A 22986-nucleotide genomic window follows, 5' to 3' on the forward strand; every position below is an offset into this window, starting at 1 on the left:
TTATCGCAATAGTTCACTATTCCTCTAAAATTATTCATTGTAAATCAGTTCTTTATTTCAATCTGAGTTTTAAAATTTAAATCGAACTCAGGTTAGTAAGCTTCTATCTCGCAAAATAGCTATTAGCTAATACTCCAAGCCGCTCCCTGATTCATGTACCGAGTGGAGTCGAAGGGAGTTTAATTATTAGATGATTGGATATTGTACTTTGTCGCATGGGATGCTGAGTTCGATTAAAAATTTGAATTCACTAGTCTTGTAATAAATTGAACGAAGTATTAATTCAGCTTCACCTACCCAGTGAGAACCCTGGCATTCATAATATGATACTCATTTATATAAACAGAAACTCCTGCATCAGGCGATGCAGGAGTTTCCTATGTAAGTTAGATGCATATGCACCTGGTCCATCGAATTACAATACCTCCAAATGTTTTTCGTCGGTGATTTTCTCACAGTACTGACACTTTAAAGCTAATGGTTCTTTTTCAACTAACGAAAACTTAGTGGTCATGTTTTCATTATTAGTAATGCATTTAGGGTTGAAACACTTTGCAATACCAACAATCTGCTCAGGTATTTCCACTATTTTCTTTTCTACCACCTGGTAATCTTGAATAATATTGAGCTTAGCCGAAGGTGCCACCAAAGCAATCTTATTGATATCCTCATCAGCAAAATACTTCTTAGCCACTTTAATAATGGCTTTATGCCCTTGCTGCTTACTCTTCAGGTTGGTTCCAAAAGTGATTTGGTTCTCTATTTTATCCAAACCAAGAATTGAAATTACTTTAAAAAGGTGTGTTGCTGGTATATGGTCGATTACTGTACCATTTTTAATTGCTCTTACGCTTAATTCTTTCTTTGTCATGATTCAATGCTTTTAAAATACGACTTACTTTAATCCTAAAATAGACGCTATGATGGCCATGCGGGCATATACCCCATTTTCAGCCTGCTCAAAATAATAGGCCTTTGGATTACTATCCACATCGGTATGAATCTCGTTCACACGTGGCAGTGGATGAAGAATTCGTAAATTATCTTTGGTATTATCTAACATTGAGTTACGCAATACATAAACGTTTTTCACCTTTTCATATTCGATAGGGTCTGAGAAACGTTCGCGTTGTACACGTGTCATATATAAAATATCAGCTTCTTCAATAATATCAGTGAACTCCAGGTGCTCGTAGTACTTAATTCCTTTCTTGTCAAGGAATAATTTGTATTCATCCGGCATTTTTAATGAGTCGGGCGAAATAAAGTTAAACGTTGGATTAAACTGCGACATAGCCATTAGCAATGAATGCACCGTACGGCCGTATTTTAAATCTCCCACAAGGAATATATTCAAATTCTCAAGCGTACCCTGTGTTTTGTAAATCGAGTACATATCCAACAAGGTTTGTGTTGGATGCTGATTAGCTCCATCGCCCGCGTTAATCACCGGTACATCAGATACCTCTGAAGCGTAACGAGCCGATCCTTCAAGCGGGTGGCGCATCACAATCAAATCGCTGTAATTGCTCACCATTTTAATGGTATCGTTCAACGACTCACCTTTCGTTGTTGATGATGATGATGAATCGGTAAAACCAATAATGCCACCACCTAAACGATTAATAGCTGTTTCAAAACTTAAACGAGTGCGGGTTGATGGCTCAAAAAACAAGCTTGATACCACTTTACCATCTAATAACTTCTGGTTTGGGTTAGCTTCAAATTCGGCTGCCAACTCCACAATGCGCAAGATTTCTTCTTTTGAGAAATCAGTAATGGAAACTAAACTTTTATCCTTCATTTGCTTAACTGTTTTATGTGAGAAAGCTCCCACATTATTTGGTTTGGATTACTATTAGTATTTGCTGTTACAATTGCTTGAGGTTGAAAATTGAGCACAAAAAAAAGACCTGAAATAAAAATCAGGCCTTTTTCAAAGTATCTAAAAATAAAAATTTGCTCAACGTTAAAGCGATTGAATGAGAATAAAGAAAAACGGTTAGTTAAACCATCGTTTCCCGGATGATTATCTGACTTTCGTCGTCTGAGATATTGATTCATCTGTTGCCTCATTCCGGAGTTCAAAGATAGGCAATTTATATGTTATAAAACAACATTTGCTTAATATAAACTTTACACACACTTTCAACAGCGATTCACAAAACTCTAGAAATATGACTATTACAAACCATTACTTTTTTATTTTTTCCGAAAACAGTTTTTTAAACTTTTCCATTTTAGGATTGATAACTGCATTGCAATATGGTTGGCGTGGATTATTGGCAAAGTAATCCTGGTGATAATTTTCTGCTTTATAAAAAGTTGTAAAAGCACTTACTTCAGTAACAATCGGATCCTTGAAAATATTTTCCTTTTCTAATGATTGTATCACCAATTCTGTTGCTTGCTTTTGCTGCTCATCGTGGTAAAATACAACTGAACGGTATTGTGTACCTACATCAGCTCCCTGCCTGTTAAGCGTTGTTGGATTGTGGGTGGCAAAAAATACTTCTAACAATTCAACAAAGCTTACTTTCTGTGGATCAAAGGTAATCTGAACCACTTCAGCATGACCGGTTAAGCCACTGCAAACTTCTTTATAGGTTGGATTTATACCTTCTCCTCCACTGTAACCCGATTCTACTTTCTCAACACCTTCTAAAGCATCAAAAAAGGCTTCGGTACACCAGAAACAACCACCGCCAAATGTTGCTTTCGCTTTATTTTGACCTGTCATATTTATACTAACTATTAAGATTAAAACTATGTAACTAATTGCTTTCATACATCCATCTGTTTTAGAAGTAACAGCGGCTTACATGGATTGTTTAATACAAAAAAGCCCAAAGCATAATGCTTTGAGCTCAAAATACTGGGTTGTTTATTTCTATTTACACCTCGCACGAATCGCCCATGCAATTAGGCTTTACCTCGGGTGCTTTAATAATTTTTAAACGGATAGCGCCATGGTATAGCTGACAACCAACGCAAATGCCAAACACAGACTCTAAATAAAGTAACAATAAACACAACAGGCATAGCATACACACCGGGCCAAAATAAGTAACATCGTTCACTAATTGAAGCGATAAAACAAAGATGGTAATCGATAGACCTAAGCCTAAACTCCATGCAAAGCGCTTTTGAACAGCACCAATCCATAAGGGGCTTTGATTGTAGGTTATCATTTTTGACACCAAAGCTGTTGGTGAGAACTTTGGATTAACAAAAATCCCAATCGCAAAGTTAATTGCCAAAAATCCTGAGATATAAGGAATTATCTCGTATTTATTAAGGATAAACCCATTGATAGAAGCAATTATCCCTAGTAGCAGCATAATACCGGCACTACCACGCCAAACGCGCTCATCGACTACTTTGTATCCTAATTCCTCTTTATATTCGCCAAAACTAAAAATTGCCATAATTATTTATTTGAATGTTTTACAAAACAAAACTAATCACATTAAATAAAGTATTGTGTTAATGAAATGCTAATTACTTAATTAAATCTTTTAATTGCCCATTAACTGTAGAAAGCAAATTATGAATTTCAATCTCGATTATCTGACCTTTTTTACCTCCACTCACAATTACTTTGCCCAATAGCTCTGAGCTTATCTCCAAGAAAGTAGCATATTGCTTTTTCATACCGATTGGCGAGCAACCTCCTTTGATATAGCCCGTGTATTTTAGTAAATCTTTATGTGGCAGCATCTCCATCTTTTTCTCACCAGCTGCCTGTGCCGCCTTTTTTAAATCCAGTTCGTGGTTAATTGGAATTACAAATACATACAATTCATTTTTTGAGCTTCTGGCAACCAATGTTTTATGCACCAGGTTGATATCCCTTTCATTCATACGAGCCACCAGGGTGCCATCGGTATTTTCATCGTCAGTAAAATAGTGAAAAGATGCATACTCAACCTTATTGCGGTCAAGAATGCGCATTGCATTGGTCTTTGTTTGTTTTGCCATAATGTTACCGCTTCGAAAACACAAATGTAAATTTCATTTTGTAATTTTGGTCACTCAAAACGAAAATGCATGAGCGGATATCCTCCATTGGCTGAACGAATGCGGCCAACAAACCTTGAACAATACATTGGTCAGAAACACCTGGTTGGTGAAGGCGCCGTACTTCGAAAAATGTTGGATCGTAAAGTTATTTCATCCATCATCCTTTGGGGACCGCCTGGAGTTGGCAAAACTACACTGGCGAAAATCATCTCCAAACAACTGGAGCGCCCGTTCTTTGTGCTGTCGGCTATCAATTCGGGTGTGAAGGATGTGCGTGAGGCGATTGAAAAAGCCAGGAAAGCGCGTTTTTTTAGTTCGCCCTCTCCTATTTTGTTTATCGATGAAATTCACCGTTTTAGCAAATCGCAACAGGATAGTTTGTTGGGCGCTGTTGAAGAAGGCGTCATTACATTGATTGGCGCCACCACCGAAAATCCGTCCTTTGAGGTTATTTCGCCTTTGCTATCACGCTGCCAGGTGTATGTGCTTAAATCGCTTGAGAAAGAAGATTTACTCGACCTGGTTAATAAAGTATTAAGCACCGACATCTTACTGAAAAATAAATCAATCGATATTAAAGAAGATACTGCGCTTTTACGTTACTCTGGTGGTGATGCACGTAAACTCCTGAACATCCTTGAATTGGTGACAAATGCAGAAATCAACAGCGATAAAATTGAAATAAACGATGAGTTGGTTACAACACATCTACAGCAGAATCCGGCTCAGTACGATAAAAATGGTGAGATGCATTACGACATAATCTCTGCTTTTATCAAGTCGATTCGCGGTAGCGACCCTGATGCGGCCGTTTATTGGCTGGCCCGTATGGTTGAAGGTGGCGAAGATCCAAAATTTATCGCACGTCGCCTTATTATTTCAGCGTCTGAGGATATTGGTTTGGCCAACCCTAATGCTTTGTTACTAGCCACCAACTGCTTTGAAGCCATTAAAATGGTGGGTTGGCCCGAGGCACGTATCATCCTGTCGCAGGTAACAATATACCTGGCCACCAGCCCTAAAAGTAATTCGGCTTATGAGGCTATAAAAGATGCGCAGGTATTGGTGAAACAAACTGGTAATTTGCCTGTTCCTCTGCATTTGCGCAATGCACCAACAAAACTAATGAAGGAGCTCAACTATGGTAAAGAGTATATGTATGCACATAGTTACCCTAACAATTTTGTGATACAGGATTATATGCCAGATGAGTTACAGGACAATCGTATTTACCATCCGCAGAATAACCCGCAGGAAAGCAAAGTGGATGAGCGGATGAAGTTTTTATGGAAAGATAGGTTTGAGAAATAGACTCAAGACAAAAGATTTAAGACATAAGGCTTAATGTTCAGATTGATTAGTAATTTTGTAAAATCAATATAACCCCGGACTTCGGACGACCGAACTTCGGACTAAACGACAAACATGGATATCAACAAAATACCAAAAATTAAGCATACCAACAGTGGCAACTTCTTTTTATTAGCTGGTCCTTGTGCTATTGAAGGCGAAGACATGGCCTTACGTATTGCAGAGCGTGTTGTGGAAATCACTAACAAACTGGAGATTCCATATATTTTTAAGGGTTCATATCGAAAAGCCAACCGTTCGCGTATTGACTCTTTTAGTGGCATTGGTGACGAAAAAGCGTTAAAGGTTCTTCGAAAAGTTAGTGAAACATTTGATGTGCCAACTGTAACGGATATACATGCTGCTGATGAAGCGGCGATGGCGGCTGAGTATGTGGATGTATTGCAAATTCCTGCGTTCCTGTGTCGCCAGACTGATTTATTGGTAGCTGCTGCGAAAACAGGTAAAGTAGTCAACATCAAAAAAGGACAATTCTTAAGTCCTGAAGCCATGCAATTTGCCGTTAAAAAAGTGCGCGACATGGGTAACAACGAAGTAGTGTTAACCGACCGCGGCACCATGTTTGGCTATCAGGATATGATTATAGACTACCGCGGCATACCAGCCATGAAACAGTTTGATGTGCCTGTTGTATTGGATATCACCCACTCGTTACAACAACCGAACCAATCAAGTGGCGTGACAGGTGGTAAACCAGAACTAATAGAAACCGTAGCCCGTGCCGGGATAGCTGTTGGTGCTGATGGTTTATTTATCGAAACTCATTTCGACCCAGCTAATGCTAAATCGGATGGAGCAAATATGCTTCACCTCGATTTACTGGAAGGTTTGATGACTCGTCTGGTTGAAATACGAAAAGTAGTAAACAACTTCTAAATAAGACAAAGCACCGCGTTAATCGGTGCTTTTTTCTTTTTGCTCTTTGGGCAGGTAAATCCTAAATTCCGTTCCTTTCCCCTCTTCGCTTTCAACCTCTATTCGGCCTTTATTCTTCTCAATCATATCTCTTGACAAATGCAGCCCAAGTCCTGTTCCTTTTTCTTCAGCTGTGCCCGACGTACTGATATAACCATTAATATCAAAAAGAACATCCAGTTTTTCAGCTCGGATACCAATACCTGTATCCCGTACACAAATAACATTAAATCCTTCAGATTCGTAGGATGAGCACCGCACTTCACCATTCGTATTAGTAAACTTAATGCCATTGTGGATAAGGTTGCGAATAACAAATTTAATCATGTCTAAATCGGCATACACAACAGCTTGGTGCCTGATGTCATTTTCGAGGAATATTTGCTTATTTTTTGCCAGTAAACCATAATTATCAATTGCTTCATCTACCAATTTCTTTGGTTTAAAATATTGAGGCTTAACTTTCATCTGCCCCAGTTGACTTTTGGCCCATATCAGTAAGTCATCTAATAACTTATAAACATTTTCACTACTTATTGCAATTTGATCAACGTAGGATTTAATTTCTTCTTTTGTATAAAACTCCAGGTTATTTTTAAGTAAACTAGCAAAACCAAGTATACTATTAAATGGATTTTTAATGTCATGAGCAATAATCGAAAACAGCTTATCCTTGGTTGCGTTAAGCTCCTTAAGTTTTTTCTCCCGCTCCTTAAGTTGAATTTCAATTTCCTTTTTACTACTTATATCGGTCACAATGCCAATAATCTCAATAACTTGCCCATTTACATCTTTTAATGGTGACACATGTAAATCACCCCAAAATGTACGTTCATCTTTACGAACAAACTGGCATTCTATATTATAATCCTGCACCTCTCCGACCAATAGTTTATTGAAATAGAGTTCTGCCTCGTGTTGCCATAAGGGATGTGTTACCTGCAAGTGATTAATGGCGTACATTTCTTCCTTTGAATCAAAACCTAAAAGCTTTTGTAATCGTTCATTAACCAATACAAATTTTCCTTGTGGTGAAACAACACCAATACCAGCAACCGTGCTATTGACTACCGCATCCAGTTTATTTCGATGTTGTATTAATTCTAACTCAGTCTGTTTCAGGGGTGTTAAATCCATCCCTACCGATTGATATTCGAATATATCACCGGCAGAATCAATTAAAGCCCTATCTAACCAACGCATCCATTTAACTTTGCCATTTTTTAGTAATAGCTGATGCTCAACAACACTAATGGGGTTGTCGGCGGTTAGTGAGTCAATCGTTCGTTTAGCTCTCTTTCTTTCTTCTTCAGGATACCAGTCATAAATACATTTTCCAACCAGTTCTTCTCTTTCTACTTCAAATGTTTTGCAATATTGTTCATTGGCATAAATGAGAAGACCATCCTTATCAAAACGGCTTATTAAAGCCGGTGCATCCTCAACAAGAGAAAAGTATCTTTCCTCACTGGCTTCCAATGCCTCAATCGTTTGCCTGTATGGCGAAACATCATAAAAAAACAAACATATATTATCTTTTCCGAAAGGGAAAGTTCGGTACCTAACATGCTTACCCAACTCTTTAAAATGGGCTTCAAAAGAAGACTTACGTTTAGTCATTACGCGCACTCGCTCAGAGTCCACCTCAACCTGAGGCAAAATCTCGGTCACCCTAAGTCCTACCAATCCTAATCTTCCAATTACATTTCCGGCAGATGCATTGGCTCTGATAACGATAAAATCAGTTATTTCGTTGGTGTCATTATATTGGGGTTGCAATATAGCTATTCCTATGGGCGAATTATCAAACAACTCATCCAGAAAGCGGTTGTCATGATCGAGTTGTTGTTCTAACTCTCGCTGTCTTGTAATATCTTCTTTTACGGCTATAAAGCCACTGACATGTCCATTATCGATAATAGGACTAATAACTGCTTTTTCCCAAATAAAACTCCCACTTTTAGTTCTGTTTTTAAAAATACCTCTCCAGGTTTCACCGCTTCTTATTGTTGACCAAAGATTTTCGTAATATAAACTATCGTGATAATCACTTTTAAACAAACGTGGGTTTTTACCAAACACTTCCTCTTTTGTATAGCCATACTTCTTCACAAAACTATCATTGGTATAACGAACATTTCCTTTCTCATCCGTTAAAACAACAATACTTTCAGAAAAATCAAGTGCCTGAATCAGTTCATCCTTTATATCCATATTCCCCCGAATAGACTATTTGCAAATAAGCAAAAATGCCTTTAAATCGCAAGATATTAGACTAATATCTAACTACAATCCATATTCAACATCGAGCAGCATCAGTTATTAACGCCTGTTTACTAAAGACATCTGGCACAATACTTGCTAAACATGCCAAAACTCACATTCTAATTTTCGGGATTTTATATATTTGTGTCAGAACAAACATTTTCACTTAATATTTTTTTGATATGATGAAGAAAATAATGGCCCTAGTGGGAGTTGCAGTAATGTTGTTTCTCGTTGCTCCTGCTAATGCTTGTACCAATGTATTGGTAACTAAAAATGCCTCTGCTGATGGCTCTACAATGATTTCGTATGCAGCCGATTCGCACAACCTGTATGGCGAACTATATTTTTGGCCAGCGGCCACTTACGAAGCTGGCACCATGTTAAAGGTATACGAATGGGATACTGGTAAATACCTTGGCGAAATAGAGCAAGCTCCTCAAACGCATACGGTTATTGGTAACATGAACGAACACCAGTTAACCATTGCTGAAACCACTTTTGGTGGTCGTTCGGAGCTTAAAAACAGCGAAGGTTTGATTGACTATGGGAGCTTAATTTATATTACACTTCAGCGTGCTAAAACAGCCAGAGAAGCTATTAAAGTGATGACCGACCTGGTTGAGAAATATGGTTATTATAGCTCTGGTGAATCGTTCTCTATTGCCGATGCCAACGAAGTATGGGTATTGGAAATGATTGGTAAAGGAGAAGGCAATAAAGGAGCTGTTTGGGTAGCAGTAAAAATTCCTGATGGCTATGTTTCAGCACATGCTAACCAGGCGCGTATTACCACCTTTCCATTAAAGGACAAAGAGAACTGCCTCTACTCGGAAGATGTGATTTCATTTGCCCGCGAGAAAGGCTATTTTAATGGTAAAAACAAAAATTTCAGCTTTGCTGATGCCTACGCTCCATTGGATTTTGGTGCCGTTCGTTTTTGTGATGCCCGCGTATGGAGTGCCTTCAATATTATGAATCCAGCTGATATGGGGCAATACGAAGAGTACGCGTTAGGGAATTCAACCGAAAGAATGCCTTTATACATTAAGCCTGACCGTAAAATTTCGCACCGCGATGTGATGAACATTATGCGCGACCACTACGAAGGAACAGCTCTTGATATGACTAAAGATGCAGGTGCTGGCCCTTACAGCAAACCATACCGTTTCCGTCCATTAACATGGGAGGTAGATGGTGAAAAGTATTTTAACGAGCGCGCCATTGCTACACAGCAAACAGGTTTCTCATTTGTTGCTCAAATGCGTAGCTGGTTGCCAGCCCACATTGGTGGTATTCTTTGGTTTAGTGTTGACGATGCTGCTTCAAGTGTTTACATGCCAATGTATGCAGGTATGACTGCTGTTCCCCACTGTTTAGCGCAGGGCAATGGCGACATGATTACTTATTCAGACAGCTCTGCTTTCTGGGCATTCACTACTGTAAGTAACCGTGCCTATGGTCGTTATAGCTTTATGATTGAAGACATCAAAAAAGTTCAAAAAGAGTTGGAAGATAACTTAACATCGTTCACTACAGCGATTGACCAATCGGCCAAAGCTTTATATGATCAGAATCCTGATTTAGCACGTCAGTTTTTAACTGATTTCTCAATGAATCAGGCTGAGTTAGTCACCGAAAGATGGAAGAGGCTGGGTGAGTTCTTATTAGTTAAGTATAATGATGGAAACTTACACGAAGAAGTGGATGGTCAATTCTTACTTAACGAACATGGCATTTCTAAGCCTCCTAAATTCCCTGGTTATTCTCAGGAGTATTACAAAACAATTGTAAAAGACTCAGGTGAGCACCTTAAATTAAGAGAACTACCTGCTGAGAAGTAAAAAACTATAGTTTAAAGTATAAAAAAAACCTCGCCATGGCGAGGTTTTTTTATGTCATAATACATGCAGTAAACATGTAATGCACTTTAAGAAAGACCTGTAATTACGCCATTCTCATCAATATCCATGCCTTCAGAGGCCGGAACCGATGGCAAACCTGGCATGCGCATCATCTTACCTAAAATAGGAATAATAAAGCCGGCTCCTGCCGCTATTTCAAACTCACGAACAGTCACTGTAAATCCTTCTGGGCGACCAATCAGCTTTTCATTATCAGAGAAGGATTTCTGCGTTTTAGCCATACAAATTGGTAATTTATCCAACTCTAACCCTTCTATTTTTTTGATATCAGCCAAAGCCTGCTTTGAGAAATCAACGCTATCTGCGCCATAAATTTCGCGAGCAATGGTATTGATTTTCTCTTTTACCCCTAGATTATGATCGTATAATGGTTTGAAATTATTTTTGCCACTTTCAACTTCTTCAACAACCGCCTGTGCCAAAGCCATCGCACCATCGCCTCCCATGGCCCAAGCCTGGGTAGGAACGGCCTTAACTCCCATTTCGGCACACATCGCTTTTACCAGTGCCACTTCCTCTTCTGTATCGGAAATAAAATTATTGATGGAAACCACTGGATTTAAGCCAAATTTCAGTGCATTTTCGATGTGCTTTTGCAGGTTGGCAAAACCCACTTTTACACGCTCGGCACTTGGTGTATTCAACTCCTCTTTTGATGCCCCTCCATGGTGACGCAATGCACGGATAGTAGCCACAATTACCATTGCTTTGGGCTTTAACCCTCCTGCCACACATTTAATATTCAGGAATTTCTCCGCGCCTAAATCGGCACCAAAGCCAGCTTCAGTCACCACATAATCAGATAAAGACAAGCCCATTTTTGTTGCCAGAATCGTATTGGTTCCTTGCGCTATATTGGCAAATGGTCCGCCATGAATAATGGCCGGATTACCTTCTAAAGTTTGAACAAGGTTAGGTTTCACAGCATCCTTTAACAATAAAGCCATGGCTCCCTGCGCATTTAAATCGCGAGCATAAATGGCTTTTTTGTCGTAGGTGAAACCAACGAAAATATTACCTAAACGACGCTTTAAATCAACAATATCGTTTGACATGCAAAGAATAGCCATTATCTCAGAAGCTGCGGTAATATTAAATCCATCTTCTCGAGGAATCCCATTTGGCGTGCCACCTAAACCCACAACAATATCGCGCAATGTACGATCGTTCATATCGATCACACGTTTCCAAATGACAGTACGCGGGTCAATATTTAAACTACGTGTCTTACTCTGTATGTTATTATCAATTAAAGCAGCCAATAAATTATTGGCCTTCTCAATGGCCGAAAAGTCACCTGTAAAGTGCAGGTTGATGTCTTCCATTGGTACTACCTGTGCATTACCACCACCGGCAGCACCTCCTTTAATACCAAATACAGGCCCTAAAGATGGTTCGCGCAACACGGCAGTTGCTTGTTTACCAATCTTATTTAAACCTTCTGTCAAGCCGATTGAGATAGTTGTTTTACCTTCTCCTGCAGGAGTTGGCGTTAAGGCAGTCACTAAAATAAGGTTGTTTTCATTGACCTTATTCTCATCTATTAAATCAAGGGGTAATTTGGCTTTGTACTTTCCATACAGTTCCAAATCATCATCAGAAATATTTAATTTAGCAGCAATGTTAGAAATATGCTGCATCTGGGCAGCCTGGGCAATTTCTAAGTCACTTTTAACTTCAAGGGTGTTGTTAACCGGGTTACTCATATTTATACCTATTAGTTGAACTTCTATTCTTTCAAATGAAGCGGCAAAAATAGAAAAATTAGAGAAATTTCTGCTACATATATGCAAACAGATACAAGGGCTTAACTATTGACGAGCCGCTTATTAACGGCCTCCTTAAATGACTTACCAATGGGAATATATTTTTCCACATTATCCAACTTCAACTGGTTGCCATAAAAGGCTGCTACCCGCTCAATATTGACGATGTAAGATTTATGAACACGAATAAAACCGTGACTCTCGAGATGCTGCTCCAGGTTACGCAATGATTCCAATGAAACTATCTTTTCGTTGACGCAGAAAAAAGTTACATACTCGCGCAGACCTTCGATGTATAGAATATCTTTAAACTTAACACGATAAATCTTGTGATCGGCCTTTACCATCATAAAGTTTTTTGTTTCCGCTTTAGGTGGTAAAGTCTGAAAATCGTTAACGACGTTTTTATAGGAAAGTCTGTCGCCCACTTTATTGATGGTATGCATAAATCGCTCAAAAGAAAAAGGCTTCACCAAATAATCTAAAACATCGAGCTTATAGCTTTCAACAGCATACTCCTCATAGGCCGTTGTAAACACCACCAATGGTTTCTTCGTTAAGGTTTTTAAAAAATCAATACCGGTAATATCAGGCATCTGAATATCGAGAAACATTAAATCAACTTCCTCCTTTTGAATCACACCCATGGCATCTAATGGTGATTTAAAACTGCCAACCAGCTCCAAATGGGCAAATTTTGCTATAAAACTCTGTAACAATTCGCGCGCCGGAAACTCATCATCAACTATAATACACTTAACTTTCATATGGCTATTTTTTTCTTTCTTCTGTCGAATGCCTGCCCTATGCAGACGAGAAACATTCAAGAGAAATCAATTATCTCAAAAAGTTATTTGGAATAATTATTTTCTCATGCTCGTTTCATTTGTCGTTATTTTAAGATGAAGGTTATACTGCTTCTCATCCATTTGAATATCCACGCTGTGATGACCAGGATAAAGGTACTGCAAGCGTCGTTTCACATTTTCAACACCAATACCGCTATTTTTGTCGGCTGCCATCTTTTTACTCGGCACACTGTTCGATACTTCAAAATATATTTCATTTTCAGAAGTGGTTAGTGTCATGGAAATCCATCCTCTCTCAGTATCCTCAATTTTACTATGTTTAAAACTATTCTCCACGAATGGAATCAACAGCATCGGTTCAATCATCTTCATCCTGTCGGCCCGATCAATGTCAATATGAATATTAGGTATACCTTCAATTTTTATTCGCTGAAACTCAATAAAATTCTTAATGTAATCCACTTCTTTACCCAGTTTCACCTTTACATCTTCCGATTCGTATAACACATAACGCAGCATAGCCGATAACTTCAGCACCATCTCTGGTGTTTTAATAGAATGTAGCATTGACAAGCTATAAATATTATTGAGCGCATTAAACAAGAAGTGAGGATTCATCTGCGATTTCAAAAACTTCATCTCATTCACCAGGTTTTGGTTTACCAGGCTCAATTCATGCTGTTTACGTTGGCGCGAATCACTGTATATCCAGAATAAAGTACTGATAAACAACATGGCAATAAATGAGGGAATCCCCATCATACTCATCCCCAAAAAGCGCCTGTCTTTTAATTTCGGTCGAAACGGCTGGTATATTAACTCTTTATTTTCACTTAAAAACCTGTCATTTTCAATAACCTGTTCCCACTCCATATCATGATGGGCAAAGGCTGGCGGAACACCTTTGCGTCTATCGGTACTATGAAAAATAATCCCGGTAACAAATAATGTAACTAATATGCCACCCAAATATTTGAGGTACTGGCCTCGTGCTATAAAACGTGGTAATAACCAATAGGCATTAATATAGAAGATAACAACGCTTGCAATCAAAGTGCGTAATACAAATAGGATGGCATCTGATGTATCCATTATAATTAATGGAAAATACGACAATAGCGCTCCATACCCAAACCACCAGGCAGCATGCACTAGTATTTCTTTTCGCTTTATCTGTGCCCAATCTATCATTTTACAAAAATACCGCATTTTCAAATAATGGTGTTTCTTTTCTACAAACGACACCATTTTATCAATTAACGACTAAGATATCGATTCTTTGAGCATCAGGCGCCGTATGTTGAGAAAGATTACTGAAACATTGAATAGTTTTTTCTTGCTATTTGTCTTTTAGCACCTTTGTTTTAGAAATTTTAAAAACACAATCAATATGGAAACGAATCGCCCTCCGCCTGCCATTAACATCTCTCCAAATTCATACAGGATATTCCTTTACAACCCTATAAATTGGTCCCTGTGGAGTAATGGTGCTTTCATAGAGTATGAAATGATTGACCTTCAAACTACATTGTCCCAGCTCCTTCTTCAAACCAACATCTAAAATCCGCTTCTCAGTTTCTGTCATTTTCTGATGTTTCTTTATTCGCGCCAAAGTGATGTGTGGTGTATATTTGCGTAGTCTATCATCGCCAGTTATTGCTTTGTTTATTTTATGGTGAAGCTGAATTAAGGGCTCCGATTCCTCAACTCCACACCAAATAACCTTTTGCGAATATGACGCAAAAGCACCTAACTGACTCAATTTAAACCAAAAAGAGGCTGCTTTTATCTCTGATAGTTTCTTCTTTATCGTCTCTGTTTCTTCTTTATTAACTTCACCAATGAAATGTAAGGTCAAATGAAAACACTTGGGAAAACGTGCTTTTAACAAGGTAAACTGTTTTTGTGCCAAAAGGAGCTCATCCTTAATGGCTTCGCAATCAATGGCTACAAACAATCTCATGGGTGCTTTGTGGTTGATTCCTCATTTTCGTTTCCTACTTCCCAAAAAGGATGATCGTATTCTTCATCGGGCCATTCTTTAACAGGCTTCTGAGGCCCTTTCTTTCGATAGATAATAGCCAAAATAGCACCAGCAACACTTCCCCACAAGTGTGATTCCCAGGAATATGGCACATCCCATTTCAGGGGGAAAATACCCCAAATCATTCCTCCATACAGAAAAATAACCATCAGCGAAATGGCCATTAAAGGAATGTAATTGCGAATAAAACCACCCACAATCAGGAAAGCTGCCAAACCATAAATCACACCACTGGCACCAATATGCCAGGCATCACGAGCTCCCAGCCATACCCATATGCCAGTTAACAGATAAATAAACACAAATACCTTAACCGAAATACCGCGATAGAAATAAAATAAAGAAGTACCTAACACAAACAAGGGCACTGCGTTAGCAAAAAAATGACCCCAATCGGAATGTACCAAAGGCGATAAAAGAATGCCAGGCAAACCAATGATTGACATTGGCTTAATGCCCCATTCTACAAAGCTAAATCCTTCTAAAGTTTCAATTAACTTTAACGAAAAAGTTACAAGCAGAAAAAACAACGGAATCAAAATCGCTGTTTTAATCTTCTTCAATTCTATGTCGGATAATTTTGTCAATTATTTTTGTAGTTTTTGTAAAGAGCTTACAAACTGTTCAATATCTTCTTCTGTAGTGTCAAACGATGTCATCCAGCGCACTTCCGAACGGTATTCATCCCACACATAAAAGAAAAACTCTTGTTGCAATGGTTCAATAATATCTTTAGGTATGATGGCAAAAACACCATTTGAATCAACTCTTTGAGTTAGTTCAACTCCATCTATAGCTGCTACCTTCTCACCTAATAATCTGGCCATATTATTGGCATGATTTGCATTTCTCAGCCATAGGTCATCCTCTAACAAACGAACAAACTGTGCTGAAATAAACCGCATTTTTGAATGCAATTGGGTCGATTGCTTACGAATATACTTCACACTCTCAGCCAACTTGGCATCTGCAAAAACGATGGCCTCACCAAACATCAACCCGTTTTTAGTTCCGCCAAACGATAATACGTCAACGCCTGCATTAATGGAAATATCGGCCAATGAACAACCTAAGGCTGCCGCTGCATTAGCAATTCGTGCACCATCCATGTGCAAATACAAACCCAGGCTATGTACATAATCGGCAATTGCCTTTATCTCTTCGATGGCATAAATCGTTCCTAGCTCCGTGGCTTGCGTAATTGATACTACCTTTGGTTGAGCATGGTGCTCGAATCCAAACCCATGCATGTATCTCTCAATCTGTTCGACAGTAACCTTTCCATTATCAGTATCAATTGGCAACAGTTTACAGCCCGATAATTTTTCAGGAGCTCCGCACTCATCCACATTAATGTGCGCTGTATTGGCACAAACCACAGCATTAAACGACTGTGTTAGGGCCTGAATAGCAATGACATTCGCTCCTGTTCCATTATACACAAAAAATGTCTGGGTTTGCTGACCAAAACATTGCTTAAAGACCTGTTGAGCCTGCTCAGTAATAGTATCATCTCCATAACCAACAGCGTGACCGATATTGGCATTAGCTATCGCTTCCATTATTACGGGATGTACACTGGCATTATTATCACTTGCAAAACCTCTTAACTGCTTCATTTATTATTCTTTATTTTATTTCTGTAATTCATTAAAAAAAAATCGTACATATCACGAGAGATGCAACGATAACCAATATCTGCTTCATCAATAAAATAATAATGTCCACCCCAATTATGCTTTACGGATAGAAAAACCCGACGCTTTTCGTTGATAACAAACACATGCCTCTTCACTTTACGCCCCTGTAAATCAAATTCCTCTATTGTCTCCCCCTCTTCATAATCATCTTTGAGAATCGGTAATCCACTAACCTCTTCAAAATTAGGAGCCAACTCATCGTTTTCTGTTGCATTATTACTACTAACCTGTTTAACATCTTCTTTCAAACCTTTGGGCGGCTCTTTTCTAACAGGTTTTGTTTTTTGAGCTAATGGCTTTTCAATCCTTTTCTCTTCACCTGTTTTTCGCATTTTATCAATGCGATATCTCACTTTTAGTGAGTAATCCATATCGTGTTCAAAATCCCCTAACTCTTCGTCATATCTTATTATAGCAATCGGATTCTTAAAAAAGACTGTGTCAACACCATCAAACGTTCTAAACAACCGAACAGGCATATGATATGGTTCAATTGACGAAGGTTGCACTCCTGTTGGCAAAACAGTGGAAAACTCTATTACTTTTGATACATAACCTGTTTTTCTGAACTTAAAATAGTAGGTTTGGTTCCATTGAAGTGTCGTTCTGAACTGACCTGAAGGTGATAATTGGAGCTGACGCTTCGAACGGCCGTTTAAGAGTTCAACATTAACATCGTTGAAAACATAATTCACATCCAAAACTTCACCACTAACTATATACTGGGCAGAAGCTTGCATATAAAATAAAAAGCCGGCAAAACAAAGGCCGGCTTTTATATATGTTCTATAAAATTTAATCACTTAATTCAGGCAATTGTTCAGCCTAAAAATAAGAAATTAATCATTAAAAACTAACAAGGGGGTTGTTGAATGAAACAACATTTTCTTTGCCAGATTCGGATTAATAATCCGATTTATAAGATTACGTTTCCTACGGGTGAAAGAAAGCATATCAATCTTGTTATCACGAACATACCCTTCAATCCCCACAAACAAATCTTCATGTTCAATAAGATCGCACTTGACTAATTCTTCGTTGTAATTCTTTTTAATATGCTCTTTTAACCCTGTCATTCTCACTTCATCCCATTGCGAATGCTCTTTTGAACTTACGTGGCCACAGGTTACAGTGATATTCAATGGACGAATTAGTTTTTCCAACTTCTCTAAAGAACGAAAATCAGCTTCTTGAAAATCGGTAGCATACAAAAGGTTCTTCATCCCTCCCAATCCTGAATACTGAAAGTTTTCGGGAATAGCCAACACAGGTACCTTGGTGCCTTCCATCACTTCGGCCGTTACACTTCCTATTAAATCTGTGGCCTTTCGATCGGCTCCGCGTGTTCCCATAATAATTACTAAGGGGCGATACACCTTGCTGAATTTAATGATTTCATCCTCAGCAATACCTTTAACCATCTCCATTTTTAAAGAAACCGGCTTATCGAGTTGTTCATTCTTCTTGTTCAGAAAGTTTTTCATTTCTTCCATCCCTTCTTTGGCCTTCTCCTCCAGCTCCATTACCATTTCCTCGGTATTGACCTCGTAAGCAAAAGTATCGGAGAATGGCATAGTGCTAATGATTGGATTGAAATAGGTGTGAAAAACCGTTAGTTCGGCCTCGAGCTCATGTGCCCAATCCATAGCAAACTCTGCGGCTTTGCGTGAATATTCAGAAAAATCGACAGGCAAAAGAATTCTTGGTGGGATATTTTCAACTTCAACAGGCTCTAACTCTTCTTGCATCATTCCTTCCAGCACTTTCATAGCACTTTCAAGATGCACCTCCGAAATTCTCACCTTCACACCGGTTGATATAGCCCCTTGAATCAAATTAGTGTTTTCAAGAAAACATTCCACCCCCTCGGTTTCGAGCAATGATTTGAGAATATGAGCTTTTTCAAAGGATAATACGACTAAAGTGATGATTTTTTCTTCCATGGCTGTAAAGTTTAGAAGTCAGACACGTTTTGAAAAAAGTTAACTCAAAAACGAGAAAAAATCAACCTAAATAAACGATTTATTTTAAGCTCCAACCCTTGATACAGAGTATACTCCCTTCACATTCTTAATTTTCTTAATTAAGGCCGATAAACTATTGGTGTTATCCACAAAAACAGTCACATTTCCTTCGAAAACCCCTTCGTGCGAATCGATAGACATAGAACGAATTTTTACCTTCATCTCTTTAGAAATAACTTGCGAAATATTAGTGACAATACCAATATCATCAACCCCAGTTACCTTCAATGTAGCCTGGTAAGTGGCATCAGCACCGCTTGTCCATTGTGCTTTAACAATTCGATAGCCAAATTTGGTGTGCATATCCACCGCATTCGGACAGTTTTTTCGATGAATTTTAATCCCGCCCATAGATGCTACAAAACCAAATATCTCGTCACCAAAAATAGGGTTACAACACTTCGCCAATTTGTAATCTACATTGGTCAGGTTCTTGTCAATCATCAACACATCATCATCGGGCAATGATTCGTTGCCAGCCACAAAGTTTTCGGCGCTGCGTTCTTTGTCCGTTTCTGAGGCTTCCTCCTCTTTTCTTTCCGATTTTGTGATGTAATCTTTAATGCGTGCAAAATCTATTTTATCAATGGCAATTGCTCGCATAAAATCCTGAACAGTTTTGAATCCAAAGAACTTAACTAATTGATTCAATAATTGGTCGTTAAGCTCATATTTCCAATTCTTTAAACGCCTAACAAGCATCTCTCGCCCAATCTCAGCTTCTTTGTATTCAATATCGCGTAAGGCCTGTTTTAATTTTGACTTGGCCTTTGAGGTTACTACTATGTTTAACCAGTCTTTTTTAGGCTCTTGATTCGTAGTTGTTTGAATATCAACATGGTCTCCATTTTTCAATTCATATTTAATGGGTACATTTTTATTATTGACCCTGGCGCCAACACATTTCTTTCCGACTTCAGAATGAATTTCAAAAGCAAAATCGAGAACTGTAGCACCCTTTTTCAAGCGACGCAAATCACCTTTGGGCGTAAACACAAACACTTCTTCATCGTATAGATCCAACTTAAAGTCATCGATAAAATCAACAGCATTAAGTTCAGGATTTTCAAGTATTTCACGAACATTAGCCAACCACTCATCCATGCCTTTCTCTCCCTTGTGACCTTTGTACTTCCAATGGGCAGCCAAGCCTTTTTCCGCCACTTCATTCATCCGTTCGGTACGAATCTGAACCTCTACCCATTTTTTATCGGGCCCAAGCACCGTGGTGTGCAACGATTCGTATCCATTGGATTTAGGCACTGAAATCCAATCTCGCAAACGGCTTGGATTAGGTTGGTATTTATCGGTTACTACAGAGTAAACCTGCCAGCATTCAGCCTTTTCTTTCTCTAAATCACTATTTAAAATCACGCGAATTGCGAATAGATCATACACATTCTCAAATTCCGTATTCTGCTTTTTGATTTTATTGTAGATAGAGTGAATGGTTTTAGTACGTCCTTTAATTTCGAATTGCAGACCTTGCTTACTCAGTTGTTTTTCAAGTGGTTCTATAAACTCTTTGATGTATTTATCGCGCGCTCGCTTAGTTTCATTTAACTTACGGGCAATGAATGAATACATATCACGGTTGGTGAATTTCATTACCAAATCTTCCATCTCCGACTTGATATTGTATAATCCCAAACGGTGAGCCATTGGAGCATACAAATACGCCACTTCACTGCTTATTCGTTCCTGATCATCTTTATTGTACAAAGCCAGGCTCCGCATAGTACGCAGTCGGTTGGCAATAATCAACAACACAACACGTATATCCTCAGCAAAAGTCAGAAGCAACTTTCTAAAGTTCTCATTTTTAATGGACGTATTTCTGCTATACAGCTCTCCTACCTTAACCAGACCACGAGTGATAAGAGCTACCTGTTTACCAAAGTCATTTTCAACCTTCTCAACACCGACATCGCCCTCTAATACCGAATCGTATAATAGAGCTCCTATAACAGCCACACGACTCAATCCCAACTCGTTAACTACAACCAAAGCTACTTCTAAAGACTCTTTAATTTTTAATTCTCCAGCCTCGTTACGAGCAATTTTACCTTCACTTAAAGCGGTTAAGCTTAACGCCTTCCTAATCAAATCAATATCACCTTCTTTCATCAATGGCATACAAGCTTTTAAGAGCTGCTTGTAAACCTGTTGAACCTCTTTTCTTTCAATATCAGAAATAGCATTATTCATTTTCATTCTCATCCCCTTTAAACGATCTGGTTTAATTTACACCGAATAACCATTCGTGTCAAAAAATACCATATAATGGAAAATACAATTATGTCTGTAAAGTTATAACTTTATCAAAATATCTGATAACAGATAAATTGTATAAACGAACGATGAGTGACAACCTGACGTTAACTTTCCATGAATCATACAATTTGCTCCACGAAATAAATTGACATATTAAACAAGCTTTTGTACCTTATTAACTTTAATAACCGTAAATTACAAGGCCATGAAGTATACTGGATTATTTTTAGGAGGTTTGTTGACCGGAGCAGCTCTGGGGGCCTCAATCGCGTTACTTTACGCACCTCAAAAAGGCAGCGAAACACGTGAGCAAGTAAAAGGAAAAATTAAAGAAATGGAAGCTGAATTGCAGCAACTAAGAGAGAAGGTAAAAGTAAAAGGCGGAGAGCTTAAAGAAGAAATGAAGGTAAAAATGAATGATTTAGAAAAGAAAATCGAAAACCTCATTAAAGAATACAAGCAGAACCTTGAACCAACTCATGGAGCCAACTAAGATTTAGCTTTAAAGAACTTTTATAACCTGATATCCCGGAAATTTATTTTCGGGGTATTTTCTTAACACACATCATGAAAGATAAACTAACTGAAGAAATGAATGAAGTAAAAGATGATTTTGAAGAGTATGTAAATGCCCGACTTGACTTAGCTAAACTACATGCTGCAGAAAATCTCTCACGCTTTATGTCAGGAATGATTTTAAAAATAGGTTTATTCTACCTCCTATTCTTCGTTTTATTTTTTGCATCAATTGCTGTAGCTTTTTGGCTCAACACACTGTTTGAAAGCCAAGGTACTGGTTTTATAATCATAGCAGGTTTTTACATGCTATTAGCCCTAATGTTTTTTGCCATGCGAAAAACATTAATTCATAAACCAGTTATTCAATCTTTTATCCAATTATTTTTCCCTAAATACACTGATTACGATGAATCTAAATAGAAACTCCTATAATCATATTAAATCATTTGGCGACTTTGAAAATGAAAAAATGAAGCTTTATTTTCAGATAAGGCTTTCTGAAAAAAAATTGGAATTAAGGTATATTGAATTAGTCTCCTTTCTTAATCCAATGCGTTTTGTTCCCTTTTTAGTTAACAGTTGGTTGGCTCCCATTGCAACATCCATCAAAAACTTAATTATTGGTTTTTTCACCAATAAAGAAGCTAGTTGTGAATCAAAACCAGAAGAAAACGACCAAAAAAGCGATTCCATCTAAGAAAATGAGATTAAAAGTTTTTCTTTTTAATGTTATTATCACTAATTTTGCAGCCGGTTTGCGTAACCTCTTATTGAACAAGGGAGTCAGGTAATGTTGCGTGAATGAAGTTTAATCCAATAAAAAATTCCAAAAATGGATTTAATTAAAGTAGCCGAAGCCGCTTTTGAAGGCGGAGTTGAAATGCCTGAGTTCGGTCCTGGTGATAATATCGCAGTATCGTACAAAATTAAAGAGGGTAACAAAGAACGTATTCAGGTATTTAAAGGCGTTGTTATCCAAATTAAAGGACAGGGAAACAACAAACGTTTTACTGTTAGAAAAATCTCTAACAACGTTGGTGTTGAGCGTATCTTCCCATTTAACTCTCCATTTATTGAAAAAGTTGAGTTATTACGTCAGGGTAAAGTTCGTCGTGCTAAGTTGTACTACTTACGCGGTCTTACTGGTAAAAAAGCTCGTATCAAAGAGAAAAGAAGCTAAGCCATTATATAATGGTATTAAAAAGCCCGGATTTTGCATCCGGGCTTTTTTTTGCGTTATTATTTTATATCTGACAGCTAAGTACATGACAAAAGTTTATAACATTTATCTAAATCGCTGTTATTTATTGGATTGATTAACGCATTTGCGATTCTAATCAGTCCGTATTTA

Annotated in this window: 22 protein-coding genes; 7 read left to right on the top strand and 15 right to left on the bottom strand. The window is 38.1% G+C overall.

Translation table 11 applies throughout. The annotated features are described in order from the left end of the window. Positions 1-415: 415 nt before the first annotated feature. From pyrI to ybaK, 5 genes are all read right to left on the bottom strand, one after another. Positions 416-871 (bottom strand): aspartate carbamoyltransferase regulatory subunit, encoded by a 456-nt coding sequence (pyrI, locus tag J1N10_RS19100; RefSeq protein WP_262328341.1) that lies wholly within the window; start codon positions 869-871, stop codon positions 416-418. Between the two features lie 24 nt (positions 872-895). Further along, on the bottom strand, positions 896-1804 hold the full coding sequence (gene pyrB / locus J1N10_RS19105) for an aspartate carbamoyltransferase (RefSeq protein WP_262328342.1): 909 nt from the start codon (positions 1802-1804) through the stop codon (positions 896-898). Positions 1805-2194: 390 nt separating this feature from the next. Continuing rightward, positions 2195-2788, bottom strand: coding sequence for a peptide-methionine (S)-S-oxide reductase MsrA (gene msrA, locus J1N10_RS19110; protein ID WP_262328343.1), 594 nt, complete (start codon positions 2786-2788; stop codon positions 2195-2197). Positions 2789-2894: 106 nt separating this feature from the next. Beyond that, on the bottom strand, positions 2895-3428 hold the full coding sequence (locus J1N10_RS19115; RefSeq protein ID WP_262328344.1) for a DUF4395 domain-containing protein: 534 nt from the start codon (positions 3426-3428) through the stop codon (positions 2895-2897). A gap of 73 nt (positions 3429-3501) precedes the next feature. Continuing rightward, the gene (ybaK, locus tag J1N10_RS19120) at positions 3502-3981 is read right to left on the bottom strand and encodes a Cys-tRNA(Pro) deacylase (RefSeq protein WP_262328345.1); all 480 of its coding nucleotides are present in this window, start codon (positions 3979-3981) and stop codon (positions 3502-3504) included. A 69-nt stretch (positions 3982-4050) separates the two neighbouring features. Between ybaK and J1N10_RS19125 the strand changes: the two genes are divergently transcribed. Together J1N10_RS19125 and kdsA are read left to right on the top strand one after the other, a co-directional pair. Further along, positions 4051-5334 carry a replication-associated recombination protein A gene (locus tag J1N10_RS19125; protein ID WP_262328346.1) on the top strand — a complete coding sequence of 428 codons (1284 nt, stop codon included), beginning with the start codon at positions 4051-4053 and terminating at the stop codon, positions 5332-5334. Positions 5335-5448: 114 nt separating this feature from the next. Continuing rightward, positions 5449-6270: a 3-deoxy-8-phosphooctulonate synthase gene (gene kdsA, locus J1N10_RS19130; RefSeq protein WP_262328347.1), complete on the top strand. Its 822-nt coding sequence runs from the start codon at positions 5449-5451 to the stop codon at positions 6268-6270. A gap of 18 nt (positions 6271-6288) precedes the next feature. Here kdsA and J1N10_RS19135 read toward each other — a convergent pair whose 3' ends face one another. Further along, the gene (locus J1N10_RS19135) at positions 6289-8523 is read right to left on the bottom strand and encodes a PAS domain-containing protein (protein WP_262328348.1); all 2235 of its coding nucleotides are present in this window, start codon (positions 8521-8523) and stop codon (positions 6289-6291) included. A gap of 233 nt (positions 8524-8756) precedes the next feature. Between J1N10_RS19135 and J1N10_RS19140 the strand changes: the two genes are divergently transcribed. After that, positions 8757-10418 (top strand): dipeptidase, encoded by a 1662-nt coding sequence (locus J1N10_RS19140; RefSeq protein WP_262328349.1) that lies wholly within the window; start codon positions 8757-8759, stop codon positions 10416-10418. 86 nt (positions 10419-10504) lie between these two features. Here the strand turns inward: J1N10_RS19140 and J1N10_RS19145 are convergent, their stop codons facing one another. The 9 genes from J1N10_RS19145 to J1N10_RS19185 form a co-directional block, all read right to left on the bottom strand. Then, positions 10505-12205, bottom strand: a complete 1701-nt coding sequence (locus tag J1N10_RS19145) for a formate--tetrahydrofolate ligase (protein WP_262328350.1) — start codon at positions 12203-12205, stop codon at positions 10505-10507. Positions 12206-12306: 101 nt separating this feature from the next. Beyond that, the gene (locus J1N10_RS19150) at positions 12307-13032 is read right to left on the bottom strand and encodes a LytR/AlgR family response regulator transcription factor (RefSeq protein ID WP_262328351.1); all 726 of its coding nucleotides are present in this window, start codon (positions 13030-13032) and stop codon (positions 12307-12309) included. Positions 13033-13128: 96 nt separating this feature from the next. After that, complete coding sequence (locus tag J1N10_RS19155) at positions 13129-14265, bottom strand: sensor histidine kinase (protein WP_262328352.1); 1137 nt, start codon at positions 14263-14265, stop codon at positions 13129-13131. Positions 14266-14509: 244 nt separating this feature from the next. Further along, on the bottom strand, positions 14510-15037 hold the full coding sequence (gene thpR, locus J1N10_RS19160) for an RNA 2',3'-cyclic phosphodiesterase (RefSeq protein WP_262328353.1): 528 nt from the start codon (positions 15035-15037) through the stop codon (positions 14510-14512). Then, on the bottom strand, positions 15034-15705 hold the full coding sequence (locus J1N10_RS19165) for a rhomboid family intramembrane serine protease (RefSeq protein WP_262328354.1): 672 nt from the start codon (positions 15703-15705) through the stop codon (positions 15034-15036). The genes thpR and J1N10_RS19165 overlap by 4 nt, the downstream gene beginning before the upstream one ends. Continuing rightward, positions 15706-16737, bottom strand: coding sequence for a threonine aldolase family protein (locus J1N10_RS19170; RefSeq protein ID WP_262328355.1), 1032 nt, complete (start codon positions 16735-16737; stop codon positions 15706-15708). It abuts the gene before it with no gap. Beyond that, a complete protein-coding gene (locus J1N10_RS19175; RefSeq protein WP_262328356.1) occupies positions 16734-17621 on the bottom strand; it encodes a hypothetical protein in 888 nt (295 codons plus the stop codon). The genes J1N10_RS19170 and J1N10_RS19175 overlap by 4 nt, the downstream gene beginning before the upstream one ends. A gap of 36 nt (positions 17622-17657) precedes the next feature. After that, positions 17658-18761: a universal stress protein gene (locus J1N10_RS19180; protein WP_262328357.1), complete on the bottom strand. Its 1104-nt coding sequence runs from the start codon at positions 18759-18761 to the stop codon at positions 17658-17660. A gap of 84 nt (positions 18762-18845) precedes the next feature. Beyond that, a complete protein-coding gene (locus tag J1N10_RS19185; protein WP_262328358.1) occupies positions 18846-21056 on the bottom strand; it encodes a RelA/SpoT family protein in 2211 nt (736 codons plus the stop codon). A gap of 265 nt (positions 21057-21321) precedes the next feature. Between J1N10_RS19185 and J1N10_RS19190 the strand changes: the two genes are divergently transcribed. The 4 genes from J1N10_RS19190 (at position 21322) to rplS (ending at position 22815) form a co-directional block, all read left to right on the top strand. Then, positions 21322-21609, top strand: coding sequence for a YtxH domain-containing protein (locus J1N10_RS19190; RefSeq protein ID WP_262328359.1), 288 nt, complete (start codon positions 21322-21324; stop codon positions 21607-21609). Between the two features lie 74 nt (positions 21610-21683). Next, positions 21684-22055 carry a phage holin family protein gene (locus tag J1N10_RS19195; protein WP_262328360.1) on the top strand — a complete coding sequence of 124 codons (372 nt, stop codon included), beginning with the start codon at positions 21684-21686 and terminating at the stop codon, positions 22053-22055. Beyond that, positions 22042-22332, top strand: coding sequence for a hypothetical protein (locus J1N10_RS19200; RefSeq protein WP_262328361.1), 291 nt, complete (start codon positions 22042-22044; stop codon positions 22330-22332). The genes J1N10_RS19195 and J1N10_RS19200 overlap by 14 nt, the downstream gene beginning before the upstream one ends. 135 nt (positions 22333-22467) lie before the next feature. After that, positions 22468-22815 (top strand): 50S ribosomal protein L19, encoded by a 348-nt coding sequence (rplS, locus tag J1N10_RS19205; protein ID WP_262328362.1) that lies wholly within the window; start codon positions 22468-22470, stop codon positions 22813-22815. Positions 22816-22986: the final 171 nt, after the last annotated feature.

Source organism: Carboxylicivirga litoralis (genome assembly GCF_025499605.1).
GTDB classification, from domain to species: domain Bacteria; phylum Bacteroidota; class Bacteroidia; order Bacteroidales; family Marinilabiliaceae; genus Carboxylicivirga; species Carboxylicivirga litoralis.